At 35.4% G+C, this 23,151-nt stretch carries 22 protein-coding genes and 1 pseudogene; 13 read left to right on the forward strand and 10 right to left on the reverse strand.

Going from position 1 to position 23,151, the window contains the following annotated elements; genetic code table 11:
• The first annotated feature begins 560 nt into the window (after positions 1-560).
• On the forward strand, positions 561-848 hold the full coding sequence (locus tag KQI21_RS01440; protein ID WP_216482236.1) for a YxeA family protein: 288 nt from the start codon (positions 561-563) through the stop codon (positions 846-848).
• A gap of 349 nt (positions 849-1,197) precedes the next feature.
• Here the strand turns inward: KQI21_RS01440 and KQI21_RS01445 are convergent, their stop codons facing one another.
• A complete protein-coding gene (locus KQI21_RS01445; protein WP_216482237.1) occupies positions 1,198-1,611 on the reverse strand; it encodes a DUF4064 domain-containing protein in 414 nt (137 codons plus the stop codon).
• A gap of 1,096 nt (positions 1,612-2,707) precedes the next feature.
• Between KQI21_RS01445 and KQI21_RS01450 the strand changes: the two genes are divergently transcribed.
• A complete protein-coding gene (locus KQI21_RS01450) occupies positions 2,708-3,808 on the forward strand; it encodes a histone deacetylase-like amidohydrolase (protein WP_216482238.1) in 1,101 nt (366 codons plus the stop codon).
• 252 nt (positions 3,809-4,060) lie between these two features.
• Here the strand turns inward: KQI21_RS01450 and KQI21_RS16610 are convergent, their stop codons facing one another.
• Positions 4,061-4,393, reverse strand: coding sequence for a DDE-type integrase/transposase/recombinase (locus KQI21_RS16610; RefSeq protein ID WP_216482239.1), 333 nt, complete (start codon positions 4,391-4,393; stop codon positions 4,061-4,063).
• Positions 4,394-4,467: 74 nt separating this feature from the next.
• On the opposite strand from KQI21_RS16610, the pseudogene KQI21_RS16330 reads away from it, so the two are divergent.
• Positions 4,468-4,671 (forward strand): annotated as a pseudogene (locus tag KQI21_RS16330) (single-stranded DNA-binding protein); the annotation flags it as partial.
• A 310-nt stretch (positions 4,672-4,981) separates the two neighbouring features.
• Here the strand turns inward: KQI21_RS16330 and KQI21_RS01465 are convergent.
• From KQI21_RS01465 to KQI21_RS01485, 5 genes are all read right to left on the reverse strand, one after another.
• Complete coding sequence (locus KQI21_RS01465; protein WP_216482241.1) at positions 4,982-5,815, reverse strand: DUF4097 family beta strand repeat-containing protein; 834 nt, start codon at positions 5,813-5,815, stop codon at positions 4,982-4,984.
• Entirely contained in the window at positions 5,816-6,241 is a 426-nt protein-coding gene (locus KQI21_RS01470; protein WP_216482667.1) for a hypothetical protein, read from the reverse strand.
• A complete protein-coding gene (locus KQI21_RS01475) occupies positions 6,231-6,521 on the reverse strand; it encodes an ABC transporter permease (RefSeq protein ID WP_216482242.1) in 291 nt (96 codons plus the stop codon). The genes KQI21_RS01470 and KQI21_RS01475 overlap by 11 nt, the downstream gene beginning before the upstream one ends.
• Positions 6,514-7,362 (reverse strand): ATP-binding cassette domain-containing protein, encoded by an 849-nt coding sequence (locus KQI21_RS01480; RefSeq protein ID WP_216482243.1) that lies wholly within the window; start codon positions 7,360-7,362, stop codon positions 6,514-6,516. The genes KQI21_RS01475 and KQI21_RS01480 overlap by 8 nt, the downstream gene beginning before the upstream one ends.
• Positions 7,363-7,491: 129 nt before the next feature.
• A complete protein-coding gene (locus KQI21_RS01485; RefSeq protein WP_216482244.1) occupies positions 7,492-8,112 on the reverse strand; it encodes a LysE/ArgO family amino acid transporter in 621 nt (206 codons plus the stop codon).
• 119 nt (positions 8,113-8,231) lie between these two features.
• On the opposite strand from KQI21_RS01485, the gene pdxR reads away from it, so the two are divergent.
• On the forward strand, positions 8,232-9,680 hold the full coding sequence (gene pdxR, locus KQI21_RS01490; RefSeq protein WP_216482245.1) for a MocR-like pyridoxine biosynthesis transcription factor PdxR: 1,449 nt from the start codon (positions 8,232-8,234) through the stop codon (positions 9,678-9,680).
• Positions 9,681-10,213: 533 nt separating this feature from the next.
• Here the strand turns inward: pdxR and rpsD are convergent.
• Positions 10,214-10,816 (reverse strand): 30S ribosomal protein S4, encoded by a 603-nt coding sequence (gene rpsD, locus KQI21_RS01495; protein ID WP_077321373.1) that lies wholly within the window; start codon positions 10,814-10,816, stop codon positions 10,214-10,216.
• Positions 10,817-11,492: 676 nt separating this feature from the next.
• Between rpsD and KQI21_RS01500 the strand changes: the two genes are divergently transcribed.
• Positions 11,493-13,259, forward strand: coding sequence for a sensor domain-containing diguanylate cyclase (locus KQI21_RS01500; protein ID WP_216482246.1), 1,767 nt, complete (start codon positions 11,493-11,495; stop codon positions 13,257-13,259).
• A 75-nt stretch (positions 13,260-13,334) separates the two neighbouring features.
• On the opposite strand, the gene msrC is transcribed toward KQI21_RS01500, so the two are convergent.
• Positions 13,335-13,829, reverse strand: a complete 495-nt coding sequence (gene msrC / locus KQI21_RS01505) for a free L-methionine (R)-S-oxide reductase MsrC (RefSeq protein ID WP_216482247.1) — start codon at positions 13,827-13,829, stop codon at positions 13,335-13,337.
• A gap of 113 nt (positions 13,830-13,942) precedes the next feature.
• Here msrC and refZ point away from each other — a divergent pair, with 113 nt between their 5' ends.
• From refZ to KQI21_RS01530, 5 genes are all read left to right on the forward strand, one after another.
• Entirely contained in the window at positions 13,943-14,566 is a 624-nt protein-coding gene (gene refZ, locus KQI21_RS01510) for a forespore capture DNA-binding protein RefZ (RefSeq protein WP_216482248.1), read from the forward strand.
• A 495-nt stretch (positions 14,567-15,061) separates the two neighbouring features.
• Positions 15,062-16,756, forward strand: coding sequence for a septation ring formation regulator EzrA (ezrA, locus tag KQI21_RS01515; protein WP_216482249.1), 1,695 nt, complete (start codon positions 15,062-15,064; stop codon positions 16,754-16,756).
• A 389-nt stretch (positions 16,757-17,145) separates the two neighbouring features.
• Entirely contained in the window at positions 17,146-18,285 is a 1,140-nt protein-coding gene (locus KQI21_RS01520) for a cysteine desulfurase family protein (protein ID WP_216482250.1), read from the forward strand.
• A gap of 6 nt (positions 18,286-18,291) precedes the next feature.
• Complete coding sequence (thiI, locus tag KQI21_RS01525) at positions 18,292-19,491, forward strand: tRNA uracil 4-sulfurtransferase ThiI (RefSeq protein WP_216482251.1); 1,200 nt, start codon at positions 18,292-18,294, stop codon at positions 19,489-19,491.
• A gap of 255 nt (positions 19,492-19,746) precedes the next feature.
• A complete protein-coding gene (locus KQI21_RS01530) occupies positions 19,747-19,950 on the forward strand; it encodes an alpha/beta-type small acid-soluble spore protein (RefSeq protein ID WP_216482252.1) in 204 nt (67 codons plus the stop codon).
• A gap of 393 nt (positions 19,951-20,343) precedes the next feature.
• Here KQI21_RS01530 and KQI21_RS01535 read toward each other — a convergent pair whose 3' ends face one another.
• The gene (locus tag KQI21_RS01535) at positions 20,344-21,144 is read right to left on the reverse strand and encodes an NAD kinase (protein ID WP_216482253.1); all 801 of its coding nucleotides are present in this window, start codon (positions 21,142-21,144) and stop codon (positions 20,344-20,346) included.
• Between the two features lie 287 nt (positions 21,145-21,431).
• On the opposite strand from KQI21_RS01535, the gene KQI21_RS01540 reads away from it, so the two are divergent.
• From KQI21_RS01540 to tpx, 3 genes are all read left to right on the forward strand, one after another.
• Complete coding sequence (locus KQI21_RS01540; RefSeq protein WP_216482254.1) at positions 21,432-21,992, forward strand: DUF2953 domain-containing protein; 561 nt, start codon at positions 21,432-21,434, stop codon at positions 21,990-21,992.
• Between the two features lie 18 nt (positions 21,993-22,010).
• Positions 22,011-22,463 (forward strand): GerW family sporulation protein, encoded by a 453-nt coding sequence (ytfJ, locus tag KQI21_RS01545; RefSeq protein ID WP_216482255.1) that lies wholly within the window; start codon positions 22,011-22,013, stop codon positions 22,461-22,463.
• A 140-nt stretch (positions 22,464-22,603) separates the two neighbouring features.
• Positions 22,604-23,104 carry a thiol peroxidase gene (tpx, locus tag KQI21_RS01550; RefSeq protein WP_216482256.1) on the forward strand — a complete coding sequence of 167 codons (501 nt, stop codon included), beginning with the start codon at positions 22,604-22,606 and terminating at the stop codon, positions 23,102-23,104.
• The last annotated feature ends 47 nt before the right edge of the window (positions 23,105-23,151 follow it).

Genomic DNA, 23,151 nt, shown 5'->3' on the forward strand with positions numbered 1-23,151 from the left:
AAGGGATCTAAACGCTTAATTTGTTTGGGAGACAGAACAAGGAAAGCTACTTAATAGACATCGCACGCAGAAAAAGTGTTCTTCTTTTTTAAGAACGAGAAAGACTTCTTGATGTACATAGAAAAAACTCTGGCAACGACACATCGAGACAAGGAGGTTGCGAACTCAGCCTTTGATCTACTGATTCAAAGAGAAAAGCACTCCTTAAATGAAGCCTTCACTTATATCCCGCATGTAAGGTGCCGTAAGACTCCCACTTCAAGACCTGAGTTGATATAAAAGGGTCTAAGTGGGAGAAAACGGCACCTAAATGCCCGATTCGTTCAAGGGCCTTTAGGTCATACCATTAAGGTACTAACATTCAGTAGGAGATGGAAGAAAGCTCCTACTGAATGAAGTTTCACTTTATCTTGTTAGAAGTTCTTCAGTTTGTTCGTGATTTTGTTCTAATCTTACAATATTGACAAGATATATAAATAGGTACTATTTATGAGTTTTTTTTTACTAAAGCAAAAAGAGGAAATGTACATGAAGAAATATGATCTCGAATGTTTTTGTTTATGTTAGTAATTTGTTTAGCAATTATTGCTATATCCATCATAACTTTTACAGGTTTAGTAAAGAACGAACTTGCTGATAAGCTGCCCCTTTTTTGTCTAAAACAAATATTTTTGTTTAAATTAATGAACAAGGAAAGCCAACTTGATACAGGAGATTATGAATACAGTTTAATTGGCTATGATAAAGCGAGAAAAAAGCATGAAATTACATTTACAGCCAGTAAGCAGCTTGAAGAAGGATGCGTATTTAAAGGTTTTGGGAAGAAGTACAATATGATGAATTGCTAAATAAGGTTAAAGAGCGTGTTCAAAAAGGAACTAAAAAGAATCGGGAAGTCCAAGGTGGCGTAACTTCGAGCAGCAGAGTGATACATTTGAACATGATTAGTTTGATTCTTTCATGAAACTCCATCCCATGCCAGTGGAAATCCGATATGTTATTTCTTCTGGGGCTTTTTGAACATCCTCTTAAAGAAAGGTTTTTAAATACTATGCTTTGAAGTAGAATTAATTATCATACGGATTCCCAACTACGTAATAAAGGGAAGTAACCAAATTAAGATGCTTACTTCCCGTAGCTTATAAATGTAGTACTTGCTTAATATATAGCAAGACTATTCATGCTCATAAGCAAAAATTACGCTACCATTTGCTTCTCTTTACGCACGAGGGCTATGATACCTGCAATTAAATAGGCAGCACCGGCAAAAAGTCCATAAAACGCCGTTAGAACAGTACCTAATACTGCGGTAATAAGCAGTATGATCCCAGCAATTTTGGGATTTTTATTTCCTATCAGTAAAAAGATAGAAATTCCTCCTAAAACAATGCCAACAATTGATACAATTAATAAAGTCGTAGCTCCACTTTCAAGAGCGGCAGTGACCTCTTCAGCACTTAAGTCAGTTTCTGGCGTTTTTTGCATGACTTCTTCTATTAGCTGTTCTACTGTAGCATTATCAGCGAATAGAAAGCTGGCCGCTCCCAAGACCATTAAACCAAAGATTACCATCCCAATAACCGTAAAGATTATTTCACCAGTACGTTTCATTTTAATACCTCCAATTAAAAAATTGTACATTCGCCTACTTGAATAAAGAACATTTAAAATAATTACAAAATAACTGATTCCCTTTAAAACTTATGTAGAGTATAGGCAAATATGTTATTAATTTATCATATTCTTGTATGTAAGGCTAGAAAAATTTAGTAAATTTTTCTATTTCTAATTAAATATATAGTTCACTATAGAAATAAAGTCTCCACCTCCAAGTTAATAATATTTTCTCACATATACCTTATTTACGAATAAAAAATTACCTGGTTTCAAGAAATAGATTGCAAGATGGGAAAAATTTTAGGTTTTAATTAATAATCAAACCGGCTGGTCTATTAAAGGCCCATACAATTGTCATTTCAACATGTCTGGTGCTTTCAAACTTAATATTTAATTATGGATAATGAAGCGTTCGCTTGTTACCCATTTATTTGACAAGGTACGAGCATTTAAGTTTATCCCGTATGTAAGGCGCCGGAAGACTTCCACTTCAAGAGCCTGAGTTGGTACAAAAGGGTCTAAGTGGGAGAAAACGGCACCTAAATGCCCGATTCGTTCAAGGGCCTTTAGGTCATACCATTAAGGTACTAACATTCAGTAGGACATGGAAGAAAACTCCTACTGAATGAAGTTTCACTTTATTTTGTAAAACTTCTTTTCGTCGTGTAGTATCAATGGGACTATTCTATCGTCATACTGAGCTAATGAATAGGGATGGTATCTCCTTAATGTGTTTACGTGTTAAATGAAAAATAAAACTTTTAATTCTTGGTAACACCTAGGTACTAAAAAAGTTAGTGGTTAGATCAATATTTTTATTTTAAAAAAATAAATAAAAAATATTAATTTTGTTTATCTTGGAATACTAAGTTATGGCTTGTGGCAAAGACATGTAGCTACTATGATTTTTTTGAGCTTTAACTAAATAATAGAGTTGACTATATAGATAATATTTGTTATTTTTTAAATTGTATTACAATTTTATCTATTTATTGTAATTTAACCTATAATGAACTACTAATCTAATATCAAAGCAGCTGTGGTGAATGATACATTTCTACGGAATTTCGTGAAAAACGGAGGGGTTGCGATGAAACATACAGGGTTTATTTGTGATGAAAGTTATTTTTGGCATCAAACTGGAAACGGAGCATTAAATCTGAGTGCCGGTGGTTGGATTCAAGAGGATACACATGCTGAAAATCCAGAAACGAAACGACGTGTTAAAAATTTACTTGAGCGCTCGAAATTTATCAAACAGCTTCAGCAGATCGAACCTAGATCAGCTACACTACGGGAAATCGAAATGAATCATGAACAAGCATATATTGAACAGATCAAGCAACTAAGTGAAACAGGTGGTGGAGATGCAGGAGTACGTGCACTTGTTGGTCCAAATTCATACGAAATTGCCTTATTGTCAGCAGGGGGCGCACTAACTGCCGTTGACGCAGTAATGACAGAAGAAGTGAAAAATGTATATGCTCTCACTCGTCCTCCGGGTCATCATGCTGAATTCGAAAAAGGAATGGGTTTTTGCTTGTTTAACAATGTTGCAATTGGTGCAAAATATTTGCGCAAAAAGTATGGTACAAACCGAATTTTAATTTTAGATTGGGACGTACATCATGGGAACGGAACAGAAAGTGCTTTCCGTACGGATCCTAACGTGCTTTTTATTTCTATTCATCAGGAGAATACTTTTCCGAAAAACCGTGGAGGAATTACGTATACAGGTGAAGGAGAAGGAGAGGGTTTTAACGTTAATATTGAATTACCAGCGGGAACAGGTAATGAAGGATATCAATACACATTTGAACATGTTGTTGAGCCAATAATAGATCAGTTTCAGCCGGAATTTATTTTCATATCAGCAGGTCAGGATCCGAGCCGTTTCGATCCTTTGGGACGTATGCTTGTAACTGCATCAGGCTTTTACGATATGGCACTAAGCATAAAACGACTGGCAGAAAAGCATTGTAACGGAAGGTTAGTTGCTTGTCATGAAGGCGGGTACAGCACTGCATATGTTCCATTTTGTACACTTAGGATTTTAGAAGCCTTCTCTGGAAAAGCTAGTGGAATAGACGATCCATTTGATTTGGGTTATCATGAAGGGTCACTATATCCAAATCAAATGGAAGCTGTCGATAAAGTAGTAAATATCCAGAGAAAATATTGGGATTTATGAAGAAACTAAACTGTTAGTATCTATAAAAATAGTTGTGGAATATATTGTTGTAAATATGTTTATATGAAATAAAAGGAAAGCAGCTTCAAGCATTATCCCAACAGGTATCCTTTCTTGATATACTTATTTTCATCTGATATTTTTTTACACTATAGGAAAGTATAAAATTTTTATGGTTTATAGTATAAGAAAAACTACGGCTTTCGCTAAGGACTTGGCGATAAGCCAAGTTTTTCTAAGTAACTTGTTATATTAGCGGGATGTATACTGGATACCCTGATCGCTATGCAGGAGGATTCCTTTTACATTCCGTTTTTTCTTTGTCTTTTTTAGGGTATCCATGACCAGTTTTAGGTCATTCCTTCGACTTACTTGGTAAGCCACAATTTCGTTATTGTATAAGTCTTTTGTGGCGGATAAATACAGTCTTTGACCATTAAAAATTAAATAAGTAATATCCGTTACCCATTTTTCATTTGGCTTGGAAGCTACAAAATCTTTGTTAAGATGGTTGTCTGAAACAATGTATGATTCCTTCTTCCCATAATAGGGTTTCTTTTTTCTTATGACTGCCTGAATCTCCAATTACCCATTAAACGTTGTACACATTTATGATTCATATGGAGTCCGTATGTTTTTTCTGATCAAGTTTTTATTCGTGTCGTTACATGGGGCGACAAGTTGCCGAAAATGTAGCTTCATATTGTGGAAAAGGGAGTTTAATATCCGTTGTTGGAGGGCTTCAAACAAGGCGGTATGAAAAGGACGGCCAATCCGTTTATGTCACAGAAGTGGTAGCGAATTGGATACAAAACCGATTGGATTGGTTGTACAATAGGGAGAATCAACAGATACAGAAATGACAGATTTTTCTAATGATAATCTACCGTTTTAATCAGTGAAAAGGACTCAGGTAATTAGTCTTAGGCTGTTGAGAAACCCTCGAAAGCTTAATCACGGCAAATCCATTCACCTTTTGGGATTTGCTTGTCTTTTTTGGGGTTTACTAGCGACTTTTTCCATTTACCATCCCCTTTTTTGATTTATTCACAGCTTCTGGGAATTACCATCCATTTTCTCTATAAGCTTAGTGGAGGTAAAATCTCCACTAAGCTTGGCTATATGGTTTAAACAATTGTCATATCAACGTTTGTGATAGTATTACTTAAGGTTCTACTTAATCATAATCCCACCATATTTCGTTTTGGCTGAAAGCATATTCGTGCCATCACCAATCATATGTGTTTTTTTATCATATTTTGGCAATGTCACCTCAATATCTTCACCTTCTGTTATGAATTGAAGTGAAATTGGGGCTTTTTGATAGTGAATGTCAATATCACCTGAAACGCTTTTTACATGTAGATTCGACTGTTCTATTGCCTCTGTCATTTTGATTTGCCCTTCAACCGTTTGTATCGTATGCGCTGAGCCTGTGCTTTCTTTCATGGCAACATCACCTGCACTTGATGTAATATTTAAGTCTTCTATAGCGCTTTTAGCGATTGTCACATTGCCATCATTCGTATGAAGTTCAGCATTTGAAATAGACAGATTTTTTAAATAAGCCATGCCCGCAGATGTTTCTACTTGTACTGTATCCAGTGCTAAATCTTCAATGGTGACATCTCCATATGCACCTTTAAGTGTTAGTGATTTACTTTGGGATTTGGGGAGTTGCACGATGATGGTTGGTAATGAATGAAAACGGATATTTTCTTTCCAATTTTTCTTGCGTTGTTGCTCCTTCATGACGAATCTATTGTTTTCTTCATTGAGTGTCAGCATATGCTTTTTTAATTTATGTCCTTGCATTTGAACATGTATTTTATCATCAGGTGAGTTGGAAATACCGATATTTAACTCTTCAAGTGTCACATCGATATGTGCAAGCGCGTCATATTCACCAATTGTGATTGTCTTAGCCGGTTCCGGTTGTTTCATAAAAAGAATGATGGTCACAGTGATGATTCCAAGCAATAGTACAAACAACATTTTTCGGATCATTTATGCCACATCCTTTACATCAATGTTGCAGAATGATAAATAGGCAATGCCAATTCCAAGCAGTGCTAATACAATTGGAATGATGACGACATTCGCTAAGCTGAACGTGTCAACGCCATCTGAAACCGTTGAGTTAATCAAAAAGGCGATTATGACAGCAGATGTGATCGTGGCAGCGGTGGATTTTTTTCGCATGCCGAAAAATAACGGAATTAAAGCGATTGCGCCCATCATGAACGCGTTCGTCACTGTATTTGGTAATATCGCCCATATATCTTGTGGTGTTACTGTGCCTTCAAATAACTCGAGTGAAGGCTGTAAAAAGTATGTGATGATTTGCATGAGCAAAATGCCAACAAGTAAACTTCCTGTCGTAAACAAGTAAGCGAGCGTTAATTTGGCAAATAAAAGTTTTTTACGCTTTATAGGGTAAGGTAAACAATACTTGCATCGTTTTCGAACGAAATTCGGAAATGATCAAGCGAGATAAAATAACACTGCCCAAAACCATAAATGTAATATTCGATAAAATATTTAAAAGTGTCATAAATTCTTGAAATGAACCCATAGCCCCGTCAACATCATTTTTTGAAGCTAATGAAATGAATGCCACAAAGCCATAAATACCTATAACACAGAAGAAAAAGCTGTTAAAGTAACGTGACATATGATGCTTGCGCCATTCTAATTTTATTAAATTAAGCATATCGATTTCCTCCATTAATAAGTTTGACAAAGTATTCTTCTAACGATTGATGTTTAGTTTCGACTGCATCTACATCAACCCCATGCTGTATTAAATACTTTGTTAATGTTGATGACTTCTCATGTACCTGTTGGATACTTAGTGTTGTAGCATTCAAGATTTGCACCTTAGCGTTGAAATTTACCTCTATTAGTCGTTTAGCTTTTCTTGCATTACTCACGACTATATCAAGTGTTGATTGGTATTTTCCACGCATGGAATGCATCGAAATCTCCTCAATTAATTCACCGTGTTTTAACACGCCAATCGTATCTGCAATGGATTCGATTTCTGAGACGATATGGCTTGAAATTAAAATGGTCATTCCATATCGCTGTTTTAGCATGACAAGCAACTCTCTCACTTCCTTAATGCCGATGGGATTCAGCCCGTTAATAGGCTCATCTAAAATTAAAATTTTCGGTTTGGCAACAATGGCGCGCCCAATTGCCAGACGTTGACGCATACCGAGAGAAAATTCTTTTACCTTTTTCCTGTCGATTTGTTGTAAAGCTACAATGTCTAACACTTTCTTTATATGGTTTCGGCCTTTATAACCCATATAAGCACAGTGCATTTGTAAATTTTCTTGTGCGGTTAGTTCCTCATAAAAAATCGGATATTCAATGAGGCTGCCGATGTTTTTTAAATATTTATAAGAAGTTGGTTTAATGGGTTGATTTTGAATGAAAATTTCCCCAGATGTCGGTTTCACTAAATTTAATAACATTTTCATTACTGTCGTTTTTCCAGCACCGTTTGGACCGAGAAAACCATAAATTTCGCCTTCTTTAATATTCATACTTACTTGGTTAAAGTATAGAAAAATTTGATTTTGAGAGTTGGGACGATCTGCTCATTAAAACCCTAATCGTCCGCTAAACTGCTCCTTTCGTATTATGAACTATGCCTTCATCTTTGAACCTATCTTTTATATTACATTTAAAAATAACTGTAACCCCATATAGACAGCTATTCCCCAAATAATAAGAGCAGAAATTTGATTTAACCGTTTTAACAGTATTCCGTTTCTGTCGATTTGACCAATCTTTTTTCCGGTAATGGCAAGAGCAAAGAACCAGATCCAAGAAACCCCAATACAGGCTAATGTAAATATCCACTTCTCATGTCCTGTATAAACCAACGAGTTTGTTCCGATAACTCCTATTGTGTCCAAAATAGCATGTGGATTTAACAAGGAAACAGAAGCAGTAAATAAAATCTGTCGTTTCGTGGAAAAAGGATTAGCTTCTTGGTGATTCTTTATTTCCGGTGTATCACTCCACATTAGCCATCCCATGTAAACTAGAAAAATAAATCCTACTAAAAATATAAAAGTTCGAAGCCATTCAACACTTAAAATGATAATCGATACACCAGCCACAGCTAATGAAATGAGTATCGTATCACAGACCCCTGCCGTTATAACTGCTGGTAAGGCATTAGTGAACTTTTTATGAGTTGCCCCTTGATTAAACACAAAAACATTTTGTATGCCTAAAGGTAGAATTAACCCAAAACCAAGCATGATTCCATGAACTAATGCTTCCACTATTTTTCCCTCCTATTCGTATATAGAATAAAGGAGGAAATTCTATTTGTCTCCAACCAATTGGATGGAAATAAAACCAACCATTTTGTTACAATAAAAGAAAAGAGTGAGGTAGGAAAATGTCTGAAATAGAATGGAAACCACAAAAATGTTCATCATTACCTTTGCATCTACAAATCTATGATTATATGAAAAAGAAAATATTAAATGGGGAATGGACAATCGGCACTAAAATACCTTCACAGAGAACTTTAGCCAAACAATTTGCAGTCAATCGAAGTACGATTGTAACTGCTTTTGAGGAATTGGCCGCAGCTGGGTTGATTGAATCAAAAGTAGGAAGTGGCACAAGAGTGATAAATAATACTTGGGGTTTGCTTGCTTCAACACCGCCACCTGATTGGATTACTTATGTCCGTTCTGGTATTCATGAGCCTAATATGAACATCATTCAAAAAATTAATGAGGCAGAAGCCGATTCAGCTATCATTCGACTGGGTACTGGGGAACTTTCACCCGAACTGCTACCCAATAAACAGATGGCAAATTTATTGCAAATTGATATAGAGGATACTCTATCTCTAGGATATGAAGAGCCAAAAGGAAACCTAGATTTGAGGAAAACAATTAGCCTTTCCTTAAAAAGGAAAGGTATTGAAGCTTCGCCTCCTTCCATATTAATTGTTTCTGGGGGTCTTCAAGCACTGCAATTGATTTCGATTAGTTTATTAAAACGTGGTTCGGTTATCTTTCACGAATCACCTTCATACCTAAATTCAGTTCATGTCTTTCAATCTGCTGGCATGAATTTATTTGGAATCCCATTAGATAAAGAGGGGATCAAACACGAATCCATTGGTAATTTAAAACGACAGCACCATGCAACGTTACTTTATACGATTCCATCATACCATAATCCAACAGGTACGTTAATGTCTGACAGAAGGAGAAAATCAGTATTAGAGGTTGCGAAAAATGAAGCTCTTCCCATTATTGAGGATGGTGTATATGATGAATTATGGTTTGATAACCCACCACCAAATCCAATAAAAGCAAATGATAATCAAGGGAATGTGCTTTACATTGGAAGTGTCTCTAAGTCATTAAGTCCAGGACTGCGAATTGGATGGATTGTCGGACCTGAACCAGTTATTGACCGACTTGCCGATATAAAAATGCAAACGGATTACGGGTCAAGTTCTATATCGCAATATGTTGTAAATAAATGGATAAAAAGCGGATGGTACGAAGATTATATAAATCAAATAAGAGTAAAACTGAAATATAGAAGAGACTTGACAATTAACATTTTAAATACATATTTCTCTGATATAGCAACATGGAATATTCCAAGTGGGGGATTTTATATATGGCTTCAATTACAAACAGGTATTTCCACACGAAAATTATTTGAAGCAGCTCTCCAAGAAGGTATTTTATTAAATCCGGGAAGTGTCTACGATAAAAATGATCAAGAGCATTTGCGTTTGTCGTATTCCTATGCATCATTAGAAGAACTTGAAAAAGGGTTTAAACGGCTTTCAGAACTTATAAAAGAGAATAAGTAAAGTAATAATTTCTTTATCATTAAAAAAGTTGGTTATGATGGAATAAACATTTTAGTTCTTAAGAAACTATAATGAGGTGAAAATGATGAAAAAATTCGTAGTAAATCCTTATGACTGATGATGTTTTACTAGTTAATACGTGTGGGTCTTCTATTGGACATATTTTTGCTCCGTTTAGTTATGATTGGTTTTAAGTAGCCTTTGTTGGATGTAGAAGATGCTATTGAAGAGGTTGAGAATAGAAAACATAATGGAAAGTGTTTTTAATATAGACTAATTATGAATTAGTAATCCTGTATTCAAATTTTATAATTTACACTCTACATCTTATTTACTTTATTCAATTAACATTCCATGTAAGTAGTGTTTTTTATTTCTTTCCATTCTTTTACCCATGCTAGTATTTTTTGGCCCCAAATTAGTGCATTACCTTGCTTTATTTTGCAAAATAAATAAAAACGAAAAAACCCCTGAAACGTTGATTTAACAACATTTCAAGGGTTTCGATTGCGTTAAAATGCATAAAGCTAATATTAACGTGAGTAGAATTCAACGATTAAGGATTCGTTAATTTCTGCAGGAAGTTCTTCACGTTCTGCGTAACGAGTGAATGTTCCTTCTAGTTTATTTTCATCTAGTGTTAAATAGTCAGGAACAAAATTATTCACTTCGAGCGCCTCTTTAACGATATCCAAGTTCTTGGATTTTTCACGTAAGCCAATAACTTGGCCGGGTTTTACCAAGTAAGATGGAATATCAACACGAGCACCATCAACAGTGATGTGACCATGGTTAACTAGCTGACGAGCTTGTCTACGTGTACGAGCAAAGCCAAGGCGGTAAACAAGGTTATCAAGACGGGATTCAAGCAATAGCATGAAGTTTTCACCGTGAACACCTTTCATTTTACCTGCTCTGTTAAACAGCGTACGGAATTGACGCTCATTTAAACCATACATGAAACGTAATTTTTGCTTTTCTTGTTGTTGTAAACCATATTCAGATATTTTCTTACGTTGATTTGGTCCATGTTGACCTGGTGCATAAGGTCGTTTATCTAATTCTTTACCAGTTCCGGTTAATGAAATGCCAAGACGACGTGACTTTTTCCATATTGGTCCAGTATAACGAGCCATAAGACATTTCCTCCTTTTTCTTTTATTTGTATAAAATAAAAGAGCGTGTTCTATACACTTGCTCATATTGTTTTCATGTACCATCGCTCCAGCAGCTAAGAGTTACACGATACACCTCTATTAAGTAGAGGAACAACATGATTACAAGCGTCAGATCACTAAGGCTACTTTATTATTTTACACAACGAATAGTATATAATTTTTGCAAGGAGAAGTCAACTACTTATTAAAAATAGATTCCGACAAATTAAAACATAGGAAAAAAGGCCTACATAAGTTATAATAAGTTTAATAAGCTATTTATTCCATATTAATAGCTAATATATATATAAAATTCAAGCCACAAGAGGTATTAAAAACAACGTGGTTTAGGTTCCGGAGGAAAGTAAAACTTGGACAGCAACAACACCGCATGAAGAAAAAGTTAAGGACAAGCAACTTCCCAGCGACTTATCAGGATCTTACAAAGAAAAATGTCTACAGTAATACATTGTGGTAGAGTTTTTTTTCAAGGTGGTAGCCTTTTGGTCCACTGCTTCCATGGTGAAAAGCCTTATGAATGAAGTTTCACTTTTTATTATAAAAATAGTATTTTATGCATGATCTCCTATAATGGAACTTGGTTGTACGGACGGATGCATAGCATTTAAAAACTAAATGATAGCTGGTGAAAATGATGAATTTAAAACATGTGAAGCAACAATTACATAAGATTTATTTTGAATTACTAACGATTGCCTCGAGTCAATGTTTAGAAAAAAGCTTATCATTAATGAGCGAACGGATAGCTCAGCTAGAAGGGATTCGAACTACAGGGATATATTGCTATTGTGAGGATGGTTATCACTTGCTTTATGGAGTAGAAATGAACAATTCCGAACCATCCCTTCAGAATAGAGTTGTACCAGAACATATGGGAATTCATCAGTGGATCGAGGTAGAAAACGTCAATGGCTATTTTATGAAATTAAATGCAGAATACGTTCTATATATTGAAAGTAAAAAACAAATGGATCATTTGCTATTAAATATGTTGCAATCCGAAGTGGTACGGATGCTTCGGGCTGTAACATGGAGAATGAATCAACAAGGTCAATTCAAATTTCTTTATCACTTATCTGTACGATTATTTACAATGGAAAATAAAGCGGAGATTGTTCAAGAAGTTATTACCGCCATTACGCAATTTTATCCAAGCTACACTACTCAATTACTATTATCTCAGGATACAGATATTGAAATTGACTGTCCGATTCAACCAATTATGTATAATGACGAAGAGCCTATGAGCTACAGTTCCATGGCGTTTATTTCCGGAGAGATGCAAATGGAGAAACATTCAGACCAAATTTATAAATTGTTTGCGCCTCTAACAGGAAATCAAGGAGTATATGGGGTTATTCAGCTTGTAAAAGAAGAAGGAGTATATTTACAGGAAAATGATGTTCAGTTTATTATGGAAATTGCTCAAACTGCTGGAAAATCGATAGAGAATGCAAGTCTTATGGAAAATAGCAGTCATCAAATTTCGGATTTAAAGTTAATTAATGATGTGACTCATAAACTAAATTCTAATTTAAATTTAAAAGGAATTATGGAATACGTACGTGATAAAATCATTGATATTTGTCAGGCGATGGAAGTTGGATTTATTTTCAAACGTGACCATGAATATACGACTATTGAAGCCGCGAGTACAAGTTATTTTAAGACACAAGGAGATGCATTTGCATCATACTTATTAGAGAACATTGACGGTCCAAAATTTTACGGAAATTACAAAGAATATCCCGGGCTACCATATCGGTCACTGTTAGTTATTCCAATGCAACAAGAATTCGAAGTTTACGGATTAGTTGTTATTATGCATCCATTATCTTATTTCTTTTCCTTTGAACGGTTTAAATTATTACAATCATTAATTCAACATTGCTCGTTAGCTCTTCTTAATGCAATTTTAAAAGAAGAACTGCAAAAGGCAGTAATTACCGATTATTTAACAAAGCTTTATTCAAGAAGCTATTTAGAAGAGATGATCATTAAACTAAGAAAATCAACTGCTAAGGGAGCACTAATATTGTTTGATATTGATGATTTTAAACGAGTAAATGATACGTATGGACACCATGTTGGTGATAAAGTATTAAAGCAAGTTGCCAATGTAATTCATGAATACACGGCAGAAGAGGCGATCCCTTCCAGGTGGGGTGGGGAGGAGCTGGCAATTTATACGCCAAATCAAGAAATAGATGATGCAGTAGCTTTAGCAAAAAAGATTTGCCAATACGTAGAGCGTTCGACTGATCCATCGGTTACAGTTTCCTGTGGGGTTTCCTCTTGGGACGATGTCGGTAAAGATACAGTAAGTGAATTATTTATTCGCGCCGACAGTGCTCTTTACAAAGCAAAAAGCAAGGGGAAAAATAGTGTTGTTAAATCGTAGGGGTTTATAACTAAAATTATGCTAGCGGTTGAACCTGTTGGTGGTTACCGCTAGCTAAAAAGTAAAATATATGTTTTAATGACTGGATAAATGCGTTTGTAATGCATCAACGAATTTTTCTAAGTAGATTTGGTCGTCATGGTCGAATCGATTTTTAATCGGACTATCAATATCGAGCACTCCATAAATATTACCATCTTTCATTATCGGTATGACAATTTCAGACTTACTAGCACTGTCACAGGCGATATGACCTGGAAAATCATGGACATTTGCTACACATTGGGTTGCTCTTTCTTTTACAGCTGTACCGCAAACTCCTTTTCCGTATCCAATCCTGATGCATGCAGGTAAACCTTGAAAGGGCCCAAGTACTAGTTCATTGTCTTGTTCTTTCCAAAGGTAGAATCCCACCCAATTGATTTGATCAAGAAATTGATTTAATAATGCAGACGCATTTGCTAAAATGGCAATATGCTCATGTTCATCCTCACTTAGGGCATGCAATTGACGAATTAATAGATGATAATCTTTTTCTTTATTACCGGAGTACGTACTTGTTTGAAACATGAAACATTTCCTTTCTGATTAGTTATTTCGACAAAGGATATTTTTTTGTCGAGCGAAAAATGCAGGATATATCATCTCTTTTGTCGTAAAAGAGATGTAAGGAGTTGAGTTATATGAAAATCAATCCCTCAAAACGAAAGGTGCTGGAAGCTGCTTCTAGTTTATTTTTTCAAAAAGGATTTCATGGTACGTCCGTTCGTGATATAGCCGATAAAGCAAATGTGAATGTATCGCTAATTAGCTACTATTTTAATGGAAAGCAAGGGTTGTTAGAATTTGCAGTAACGGAATATTATGAAAAATACTTAGAGACAATCGAAGCAGCGCTGGAAGCGAATCATAATTTAAATCCATTAAATAAGCTTAAGGAATTAATTTTTATTATTATACAGTATAAACAGAGCAAACATCAATTCTCCTGTTTTATACATCGAGAACTGTCCTTGGACTCTATCTTTGTAAGGGAGATGACTGTCACTTATCTGGCGAAGGAGAACCACTTTATTAGCAATGCTTTTTATGCTGTGTTGAATGAGCAAATAACTTCTATTAATGACCGTACTTATTTATACATGCAACTAAAAGGTATGTTGGTTACCCCATATATGATGCCAAATGAATGGAAAAACCAAATCGTAGGACAATATTCCCATGAATTATTTGTCCAAAATTATGTAAAAACGATCCATCAATGGTTGGATTTTGTCGTCGCACAAGAGATAAATCTGGTAAATTAAGATTTTTACCCGTAATTCGCTAATTTATTTGTATTTTTTTAGCAAAACAAGCAATGAACATGGTATTATTATATGTAGATTTATTTGTGATAAGAAATTATCCTAGGAACGTTATCCTATTTATAGTGCGTGTTCAAAAAGGGGATAAAAAAAGGTTGAGGTTGGCTAAGGTCATGAACGCTCTTTTTGCAAGGGATGTCACTAGCACGTCCTGTCCAGTCGAAATTCGAGGCGGTGCAGTTTCGAGTAGCAAGTGTAGGCATCTGTATACATGAGCAAAGAAGAAACAACCAATAATGGAAACTTATTCGTATCAAGTAAAGTGCGCAGACGATGCCTGGTTGAAATTTATACGTAGAACTTAAAAATTTAAACTGCCTTGACCTAAACGTAACGTGAAAATTTTATTCGTTCTAACGTGTGAAGAAATTGGATGCGTCATTTTTACCGAACTTTTGAACATCCTCTTATAGGAATTTAGTTGGGAGGCATTTTATGGCATACATCATTGGCAGTATACTTGTAGTTATTGCACTTATTATTACAGGACTTATTTTAAGAAAAAGAATATATGATGTTGTCGATCGATATGAAGCATGGAAAATGGATATTATCGGTCGAAACATTAATGCTGAGCTCTCCCGCATTAAAATACTTAACTTATCAGGGGAAACACAGGATAAGTTTGAAGCCTGGAAAGAACGTTGGGAACATATTGTAACGAAAGAATTGACGGATATAGAAGAATATTTATTCGATGCAGAAGAGATGGCGGATCGCTATCGTTTTTCCAAGGCTAAAAAGACTTTAGCGGAAGTAGAGAAAATACTACAGTCGGTAGAAGTAGCAATTGAAGAGATTTTAAAAGAAGTGGATGAGCTGCTTGAATCCGAAGAAAAGAGCAGAAAAGAGATTGAGCATGTAGAGCCTACTGTAAAAGAATTGCGAAAAAAATTATCGCAAACTCGCTATCAGTATGGAAAAGCGGAGAGCTACTTTGAAAAGAAACTTGACGAGCTTACGAAGCAGATAGCTTCTTACTATGAGTTAGTAGATGATGGTAATTATTTAGCAGCGAGAGAGCTTGTTGAGCAAATTCGTGTATCTTTGGATACAGTGGAAGTAAGGCTGAATGAATTTCCACATTTATTTCGGATGTGTAAGCAGGAGTTACCTTCACAATTAGACGATCTTCTTACAGGCGTCAAAGAAATGAAAAATGAAGGTTATCGAGTAGAGCATCTTGCTTTTGAAAAAGAAATTCGCAATTATCAACAAAAACTTTTACATATGGTTGAAAAAATGGAAAATGGCGATATGACAAATGCAGAAGTGATAATTGAAGAGATAGAAGGGCGCATGAAAGAAATGTATCAGCTCTTAGAAAAAGAAGCAATTGCTAAAAATTATGTAGATACAAAGATGCCTACATATCAACAAACACTGGAAGAAATGACAGCTAGTTTCAGTAATACGAAAGAGGAAGTAGAGCAACTGCAAAAATCGTATTACTTTGAAGATAGTGACATGGAGAAGTATTTAACACTAGAGAAATCAATAGCAAAATTAAACTCACAAATGGAAGCTTTTGTATCAGAGGTGGAGCAGAAAAAAGTACCACATACCAAATTGCGCCTTGAAATTGAAGAGGGTTTTGTTGAAATTGAAAAACTTAAGGAAAAGCATGAAGAGTTTAAAAAACGCATTCATAATCTTCGTAAAGATGAATTAGAAGCAAAAGAAAAGTTAACGGAAATGCGCAATCAATTATATTATATCCAACGGAAGCTGAAAAAAAGCAATGTACCAGGAGTACCAACATTTATTTGGAATTTGCTTGAAACGGCGAGTGAAAAAAATCATCGTGTAGTAAAAGCGTTAGAAAATCAACCGTTAGAGATGGCTGAAGTTCAGCAAGCATTAAATGATGCAAAGAATGCAGTTTCGTATTGTATGGAGCAGACAGATCTTATGCTTGAGCAAGCTTATTTAACCGAACAAGTCATTCAATATGCTAATCGGTATCGCAGTCAATATCCCCTTTTAGCTGAAAAACTGACCGAAGCTGAGCGGCTGTTTCGAAATTATGAATATGAGTTAGCCTTGGAGACAGCGGCTAAAGCGGTTGAAGAAGTAGAGCCTGGTGCATTAAAGCGGATTGAGGCGTATCAAGAGCCGATTGATAATTAAATACCGAGAGAGGAAAAAGGATATTCATTCGCTAATATCCTTTTTTCAACGTTATGAACGTAAAAATGTAATGTAGAAGTCGAGGAGTAACATCCTGAAAATTTATAGGTTCTAATGTTAAGGACAATCAAGGCCTCTTGCCTTAGGTTATTTTAATACTATAGGGAAGTATAAAACTTTAAGGTTTATAGTATAAGAAAAACTATAGCTTTCGCCATAAAGACTTGGCGACAAGCCAAGTTTTTCTAATAAATAAAATTAGTGAGCTAAAGCTAAAGTTAATCCAGTATCTGAAAATATAATCGTTTTAAGATCGCACCTGAGAGAAACACCAATTCCGGATGCGATGCTGTACAGCGTGTAAGATATTATAAATAAGGAGTAAAATGATGATTTATTTAGATAATAGTGCAACAACAAAACCGGATCCAGAAGTATTAAAGAGTTTTGAACAAGTTTCAACAGCGTATTTTGCAAATCCTTCCTCGATTCATTCCTTAGGGGGAGAATCAGAGAAATTATTGCATCAAGCGAAGAAACAGGCTGCGGAACTTTTACATGTAGACGCAAGTGAAATTGTATTTACTTCTGGAGGAACCGAAGGAAATAATTTAGCAATTAAAGGAATTGCGCTAGAACACCAAACCCGAGGAAAGCATATTATTACAACAATGGTTGAACATCCATCTGTATATGAAGCTTGCCAAAGCCTTGAAAAATTAGGGTTTGAAATTACGTATTTACCAGTCAATCAGGATGGTATTATAGCACTTGAAGATTTAAAAGCGGTGATTAGAGAAGATACTATTTTGATTACGCTTATGCATGTAAATAATGAGCTAGGTTCTATTCAGCCAATTGGTGAAATTGGAGAAATTGCCAAGAACTATCCGAAGCTATTCTTACACGTGGATAATGTGCAAGGATTAGGTAAAGTTTCATTACCATTAGCTGATAGTGGCATTGATCTCTGTACGATGTCTGGTCATAAGATTCATGGGCTAAAAGGAACAGGTATATTATACGTCAAAAACCGGACTACGTTATTTCCGCTTTTTCACGGTGGAATGCAAGAGCAAATGATCCGGTCCGGTACCGAAAACTTGGCTGGTGCTGTATCAATGGTAAAAGCATTACGACTAATACAAGAAAAGAAACAACGAAGTGGAGATCATTTAAATCAATTGCAGCAATATCTTCGTAGAGAGTTAGGAAAAATTACAGATGTTACAATTAATACACCTTTAGATGCTGCTCCACATATTATTAATTTTTCAGTTCCTGGGATCAAACCGGAAGTATTGATCCATATGCTTGGTGAAGCTGGAATATACATTTCTACAAAGTCAGCTTGCTCGTCCAAACGTACGGATGAAAGTAAGGTCCTTGCAGCCTGCGGTTTTCCGAAAACTAGAACTACTTCGGCATTACGAGTAAGTATGACATACACGAATACAATGCAAGAATTAGAGCAATTTATAAAGACGTTGAAAAAAAGCATTTGTCAATTAAAAGAAGTAATGGGGTAGATGTACATGCAATATGATCATATATTAATACGTTATGGTGAGATGGCTTTAAAAGGAAAAAATATTAAATCGTTTATCATTCGTTTACAGGAAAATCTACAGAGTAAGCTTCATGATTTTCCAAATGTAAAAGTAAAGCGTACACAAGGAAGAATGTTCATTCTATTGAATGGTCATGATCCGGAACCAATTATTGAGAAATGTAAGCATGTTTTCGGTATCCAAAGTTTAAGTTTAGCGATAAAAGAGAAAAATGATGTCGAGAAGATTAAGCAAGCAGCACTTTATGCGTTACAGCAAAATACGCAAGCAAAAACGTTTAAAGTTACCGTGAAACGAATTAATAAAGAATTTCCCATCCGTTCACAGCAATTTAATCATGTAGTAGGCAGCCATTTATTAACAAATACGACCGGCATTACTGTGGATGTGCATCAGCCTGATGTTGAAATTAGGATTGAAATACGGCAGGAAGCGACGTATATAACTTCTAGTGTGATTCAGGGACTTGGAGGATTACCAGTTGGTACGTCCGGAAAAACATTATTATTGTTATCTGGAGGAATTGATAGTCCGGTAGCAGGATATCTTGCAATGAAGCGTGGAGTTCAATTAGAGGCAATTCATTTTCATTCTCCGCCATTTACCAGTGAGCGTGCCAAGCAAAAGGTTCTTGATTTAGCAAAGCAATTAACAAGGTATGGAAAATCTATTTATGTGCATATCGTTCCATTTACGAAGCTGCAACAAGAAATATTTCGAACAATTCCAGATGGATATGCGATGACAATCATGCGCCGTATGATGATGCGAATAAGCGAAAAAGTATGTGAACAGCAATCGATTTTATCATTAACAACTGGAGAAAACCTTGGGCAAGTTGCGAGTCAAACGATGGAAAGCATGAATACCATTAACGAGGTAACGAATTATCCAATTATTCGTCCATTAATTACGATGGATAAGACAGAAATTATCGATTTGGCACAGGAGATTGGTACATATGAAACTTCTATTCTTCCTTATGAAGATTGTTGCACTATATTTGTACCAAAATCTCCAAAAACCAAACCCAAAAGAGAAAAAGCCAATTTTTATGAAGCAAAAAATAATTTTTCGAAGCTGATGGAAGAAGCACTTTCCGGTATTGAAACGATCAAGGTGACAGCAAAAGAAAAGCAAACGCCATACGACGGCCTTTTCTAATTGACAATTAACGCATTTAAAAGGTTTAATGATTGTAATTGTAATATGGTAATCTCAATTTATATATATAATAGTTATATTTTTAGTGGTTGAAGCAATGGTTGTGTTTTGACCTTCTTCCTATTTTTTTAACCTGCTTTTTTGATTAGAATTTAAGGAGGAGAGAAGCCAGATTTAACAGTAACTACCAATAGAAAACATGAATGGATTGCTTCCTTCGTACACAATCTATAAGTACCAAGGAGGTGATTTATTATGGCAAATAACAATTCAAATCAATTATTAGTTCCTGGTGTTCAACAAGCTTTAGATCAAATGAAATATGAAATCGCACAAGAATTCGGGGTTCAATTAGGTGCAGAGACAACTTCTCGTGCTAACGGTTCTGTTGGTGGTGAAATTACAAAGCGTCTTGTGCAAATGGCTGAGCAACAATTTGGCGGTCAAAGTTTTCAATAATAAAATAAGAAGATGGTATGAAGGACTATCCAGCCGGGTAGTCCTTTTCGTATAATTTTACATGCGTTTATTTTTTCCGGATCTAAGCTGGCATAAGACTGCAATTTTAAGAGTTATAAAAGTAAGAAGAGGTAGGAAATAACGCCACTTAAATGTCCGAATTGTACAGATCAACAGGAGAAGTAAGCCTTCTTGAATAAGCTTCGCACGCAGAAAAAGTGTACTTCTTTTTCAAGGACAAGGAAAGCTTCGTAAGCGGTACACCGCACGCAGAAAAAGCGCTTTTCTTTTTCAAGGACAAGAAAAAGCTTTAGACATTGCTCGCATTTTCAAGGATTGCGACCGTAAGTCTTGTTCTATCCTTTCGTGGAGAAACTTAGAATAAAGTTTACTTTATAAAAAGGTGCGCTTTACTCGATCCCAAAATGAATTATTTTTTAATTTTACGGTTTTAATCACTTTATCACTCAATGTAACCGTAACGTCTTGAATGTTTCGGATAGAGTATGCTTCATTATCTAGACCAATAATTGGGTAATCGTTTCCATCCTGTCTGACAGATAAGCGCAAATTGCGGTCCTTATGAAGAATAAAGGAGGATCCCAATGTACGATACCTGTTATTATTAATAGAAGCTAATTCTGATACTTGAAAACAAGGGATGAGCGGATCAACGACAGCGCCATTCGTTGATTTATTATAACCCGTACTTCCAGTAGGTGTCGCAACAATTAACCCATCACCACGAAATGTTTCAAAATGGTTATCGTCAATAAATACGTCTATAACGATAGATTTAATAATTGCTGAACGAAGGCTAATTTCATTAAGACAGTAAAAATCTGTTCCTCCATCAAGATTTGTATGAATAACAGGAAAACGCCGAACTTCTAACTTCTCATGTTGCATCGTATGAAGCATTTCCCCAAAGTTATCCATGTTAAAATCACAATATAAACCAGCTTCTCCAAAGCGATTAATTCCCATATAGAGACAATCTTGACGAAAGTCTGTTTTTCTTACCGCTTGCAGAAATGCACCATCTCCACCAATACTAACAATAATATTGGCTGATTTACTATCTTCTACAACATTAAAACCATTAGAAATGGCTAAATCTTCAAGTGCGGCTAATTTGTCTTCAATTCCTTGATTATTTAAGTAATAAAAGTAAATATTGTTTCGTGCTGTCATCGTTTTCATTCCTCCTATGAGTTTTTTCTATGTTAAGATGCATATCAAAAAAGTAGAAAACAGAGTTTCACCTTATTCTACCATGTTTCCGTGATTTGTTAAAAAAATGAACCAAACTTAAAAATGTGGTGCAACTGGTTAAGTTGGCAACGTCCTTTGTTGCAATGAAGACTCTGGTACGTCCTGAATACATAAGGGCTGACACCGTTTAGCTAATTAAAATTTTAAACGATGGATTAGAATAGGATATTTGTGGAAAAATAACGTAAAGTTGAGGTGATCATCATATGTTGCTACTTTTAATTTTAATTGGGTTGATATGTGTTTTATTTATTCTTCTAATAAGTAAATTAACTATTTGTATTCATATAAATCATCAAATGCATGATACTGAACTATCTATTCAAATCTATTGGTTTGGCTTACAAATTGTTAAACGTATTTACAGATTAAATGATGCTTCTTTAACTGCTGACTACAACTATTTTCAAAATATTTCCGAACAGCTTAAACAAGTTTTCAAAATGATGAAACAAGGAGAACAGTTATTATCCATTGTCCTTCGCCAATTTGTAATTCGCCGCTTGGATTGGCATACAAAAGGCGGAACAGGTGATGCAGCTTTAACAGGTATGATTGCTGGGGGAGTTTGGAGTTTAAAGGGAATGATTACTGGTTGGATGATACAAAAAAGTAAACGAAGCTGTTTGCCAGATTTACAAGTAATTCCGTTATTTCAACACAAGGGTGTGGAAATGTTTTTTTCTTGCATGGTTTCCACACGATTTGCACAAGCTATACATATCATTTTGCAACTAACAAAGAGAGTTGGAAAAAACAAACCATAATATGAGGAGTGAACACTCGTGGAAGAGCATCCAATTCAAGGATTAATGACAACAGCAATGGAAAATTTAAAAGAAATGGTGGAAGTAAATACAATTATTGGTGATCCTGTACAGTCTCCTGAAGGAAGTATCATTATTCCGGTATCCAAAGTTGGGTTTGGATTTGCTGCAGGTGGAAGTGAATTTAATGCAACGAATGACTCTTCCTCATCCGATAATGAGGCAACTTTACCTTTTGGTGGGGGTAGTGGGGGAGGGGTGTCTATTACGCCAGTAGCATTTTTAATTGTCAGTGATCAAGGAATAAAAATGGTGCACCTCGACCAACAAACCCATATTTATGAAAAAATGCTTGATTTTGCGCCACAAGTTGTAGAAAAGGTACAGGAAATAATGAAAGACGGCGAAAAGGTTCACTCAAGCAAACAAGAAGCAAAACAAAAGCAAGCTCCAACTCAATATGATGTTTAAATACTTTATAGCAAAATTGTTTGAAAATGAAAACGTTTGTAATTTTGTTCACAAATTATTGCGCGTAAAATAGTGGACATGTATCCATATTCAATTCATAATAATAGGGGAATACAATTATTTAGGAAGGAATGATCTATATGGTAAATGTAACATTCCAACAAGAACCTGTCACCCTAGTAGGTAATGAAGTAAAAGTAGGTGATAAAGCACCTGAGTTTCGAGTGTTATCAAACGATCTACAAGAAGTGTCACTGGATGATTATAAGGGGAAGGTTAAGTTGATGAGTGTTGTTCCTTCCATTGATACAGGAGTATGTGCTGACCAGACAAAACGCTTTAATGAAGCGGCAGAGGCAATTGGTAATGTACAAGTTTTAACAATAAGCATGGATTTACCATTTGCACAAAAGCGTTGGGTAACACAGCATCATATTAATAAACTGGAAATATTATCGGATCACCGAGATGCGCAGTTCGGACAAAATTATGGAGTGCTCATTCAAGAATTGCGATTATTGGCGAGAGCAATTTTTGTTGTGGATAGTAATGACAAGGTCACATATGTAGAATATGTAAGTGAAGTTAGTAACCATCCGGATTACGATGCTGCTCTGGAAGCTGCCAGACAAGCAAATTAACGAGAATGAAATCTCTCTCATTCGGTGAGGGGGATTTTTGCTGTCCA

The organism is Virgibacillus proomii (assembly GCF_018916875.1).
Taxonomy (GTDB): domain Bacteria; phylum Bacillota; class Bacilli; order Bacillales; family Amphibacillaceae; genus Virgibacillus; species Virgibacillus proomii_B.

Excerpts from the sequence above, each read along its gene's own strand:
- KQI21_RS01445 (WP_216482237.1), bottom strand. The coding sequence starts at position 1,611 with ATGAAACGTACTGGTGAAATAATCTTTACGGTTATTGGGATGGTAATC.
- tpx (WP_216482256.1), top strand. The coding sequence starts at position 22,604 with ATGGTAAATGTAACATTCCAACAAGAACCTGTCACCCTAGTAGGTAAT.
- KQI21_RS01480 (WP_216482243.1), bottom strand. The coding sequence starts at position 7,362 with ATGAATATTAAAGAAGGCGAAATTTATGGTTTTCTCGGTCCAAACGGT.
- KQI21_RS01500 (WP_216482246.1), top strand. The coding sequence starts at position 11,493 with ATGAATTTAAAACATGTGAAGCAACAATTACATAAGATTTATTTTGAA.
- KQI21_RS01520 (WP_216482250.1), top strand. The coding sequence starts at position 17,146 with ATGATTTATTTAGATAATAGTGCAACAACAAAACCGGATCCAGAAGTA.
- KQI21_RS01440 (WP_216482236.1), top strand. The coding sequence starts at position 561 with ATGTTAGTAATTTGTTTAGCAATTATTGCTATATCCATCATAACTTTT.
- KQI21_RS01540 (WP_216482254.1), top strand. The coding sequence starts at position 21,432 with ATGTTGCTACTTTTAATTTTAATTGGGTTGATATGTGTTTTATTTATT.
- KQI21_RS01450 (WP_216482238.1), top strand. The coding sequence starts at position 2,708 with ATGAAACATACAGGGTTTATTTGTGATGAAAGTTATTTTTGGCATCAA.
- thiI (WP_216482251.1), top strand. The coding sequence starts at position 18,292 with ATGCAATATGATCATATATTAATACGTTATGGTGAGATGGCTTTAAAA.
- refZ (WP_216482248.1), top strand. The coding sequence starts at position 13,943 with ATGAAAATCAATCCCTCAAAACGAAAGGTGCTGGAAGCTGCTTCTAGT.
- KQI21_RS01530 (WP_216482252.1), top strand. The coding sequence starts at position 19,747 with ATGGCAAATAACAATTCAAATCAATTATTAGTTCCTGGTGTTCAACAA.
- rpsD (WP_077321373.1), bottom strand. The coding sequence starts at position 10,816 with ATGGCTCGTTATACTGGACCAATATGGAAAAAGTCACGTCGTCTTGGC.
- KQI21_RS01535 (WP_216482253.1), bottom strand. The coding sequence starts at position 21,144 with ATGACAGCACGAAACAATATTTACTTTTATTACTTAAATAATCAAGGA.
- KQI21_RS01465 (WP_216482241.1), bottom strand. The coding sequence starts at position 5,815 with ATGATCCGAAAAATGTTGTTTGTACTATTGCTTGGAATCATCACTGTG.
- ezrA (WP_216482249.1), top strand. The coding sequence starts at position 15,062 with ATGGCATACATCATTGGCAGTATACTTGTAGTTATTGCACTTATTATT.
- KQI21_RS01475 (WP_216482242.1), bottom strand. The coding sequence starts at position 6,521 with ATGCTTAATTTAATAAAATTAGAATGGCGCAAGCATCATATGTCACGT.
- pdxR (WP_216482245.1), top strand. The coding sequence starts at position 8,232 with ATGTCTGAAATAGAATGGAAACCACAAAAATGTTCATCATTACCTTTG.
- msrC (WP_216482247.1), bottom strand. The coding sequence starts at position 13,829 with ATGTTTCAAACAAGTACGTACTCCGGTAATAAAGAAAAAGATTATCAT.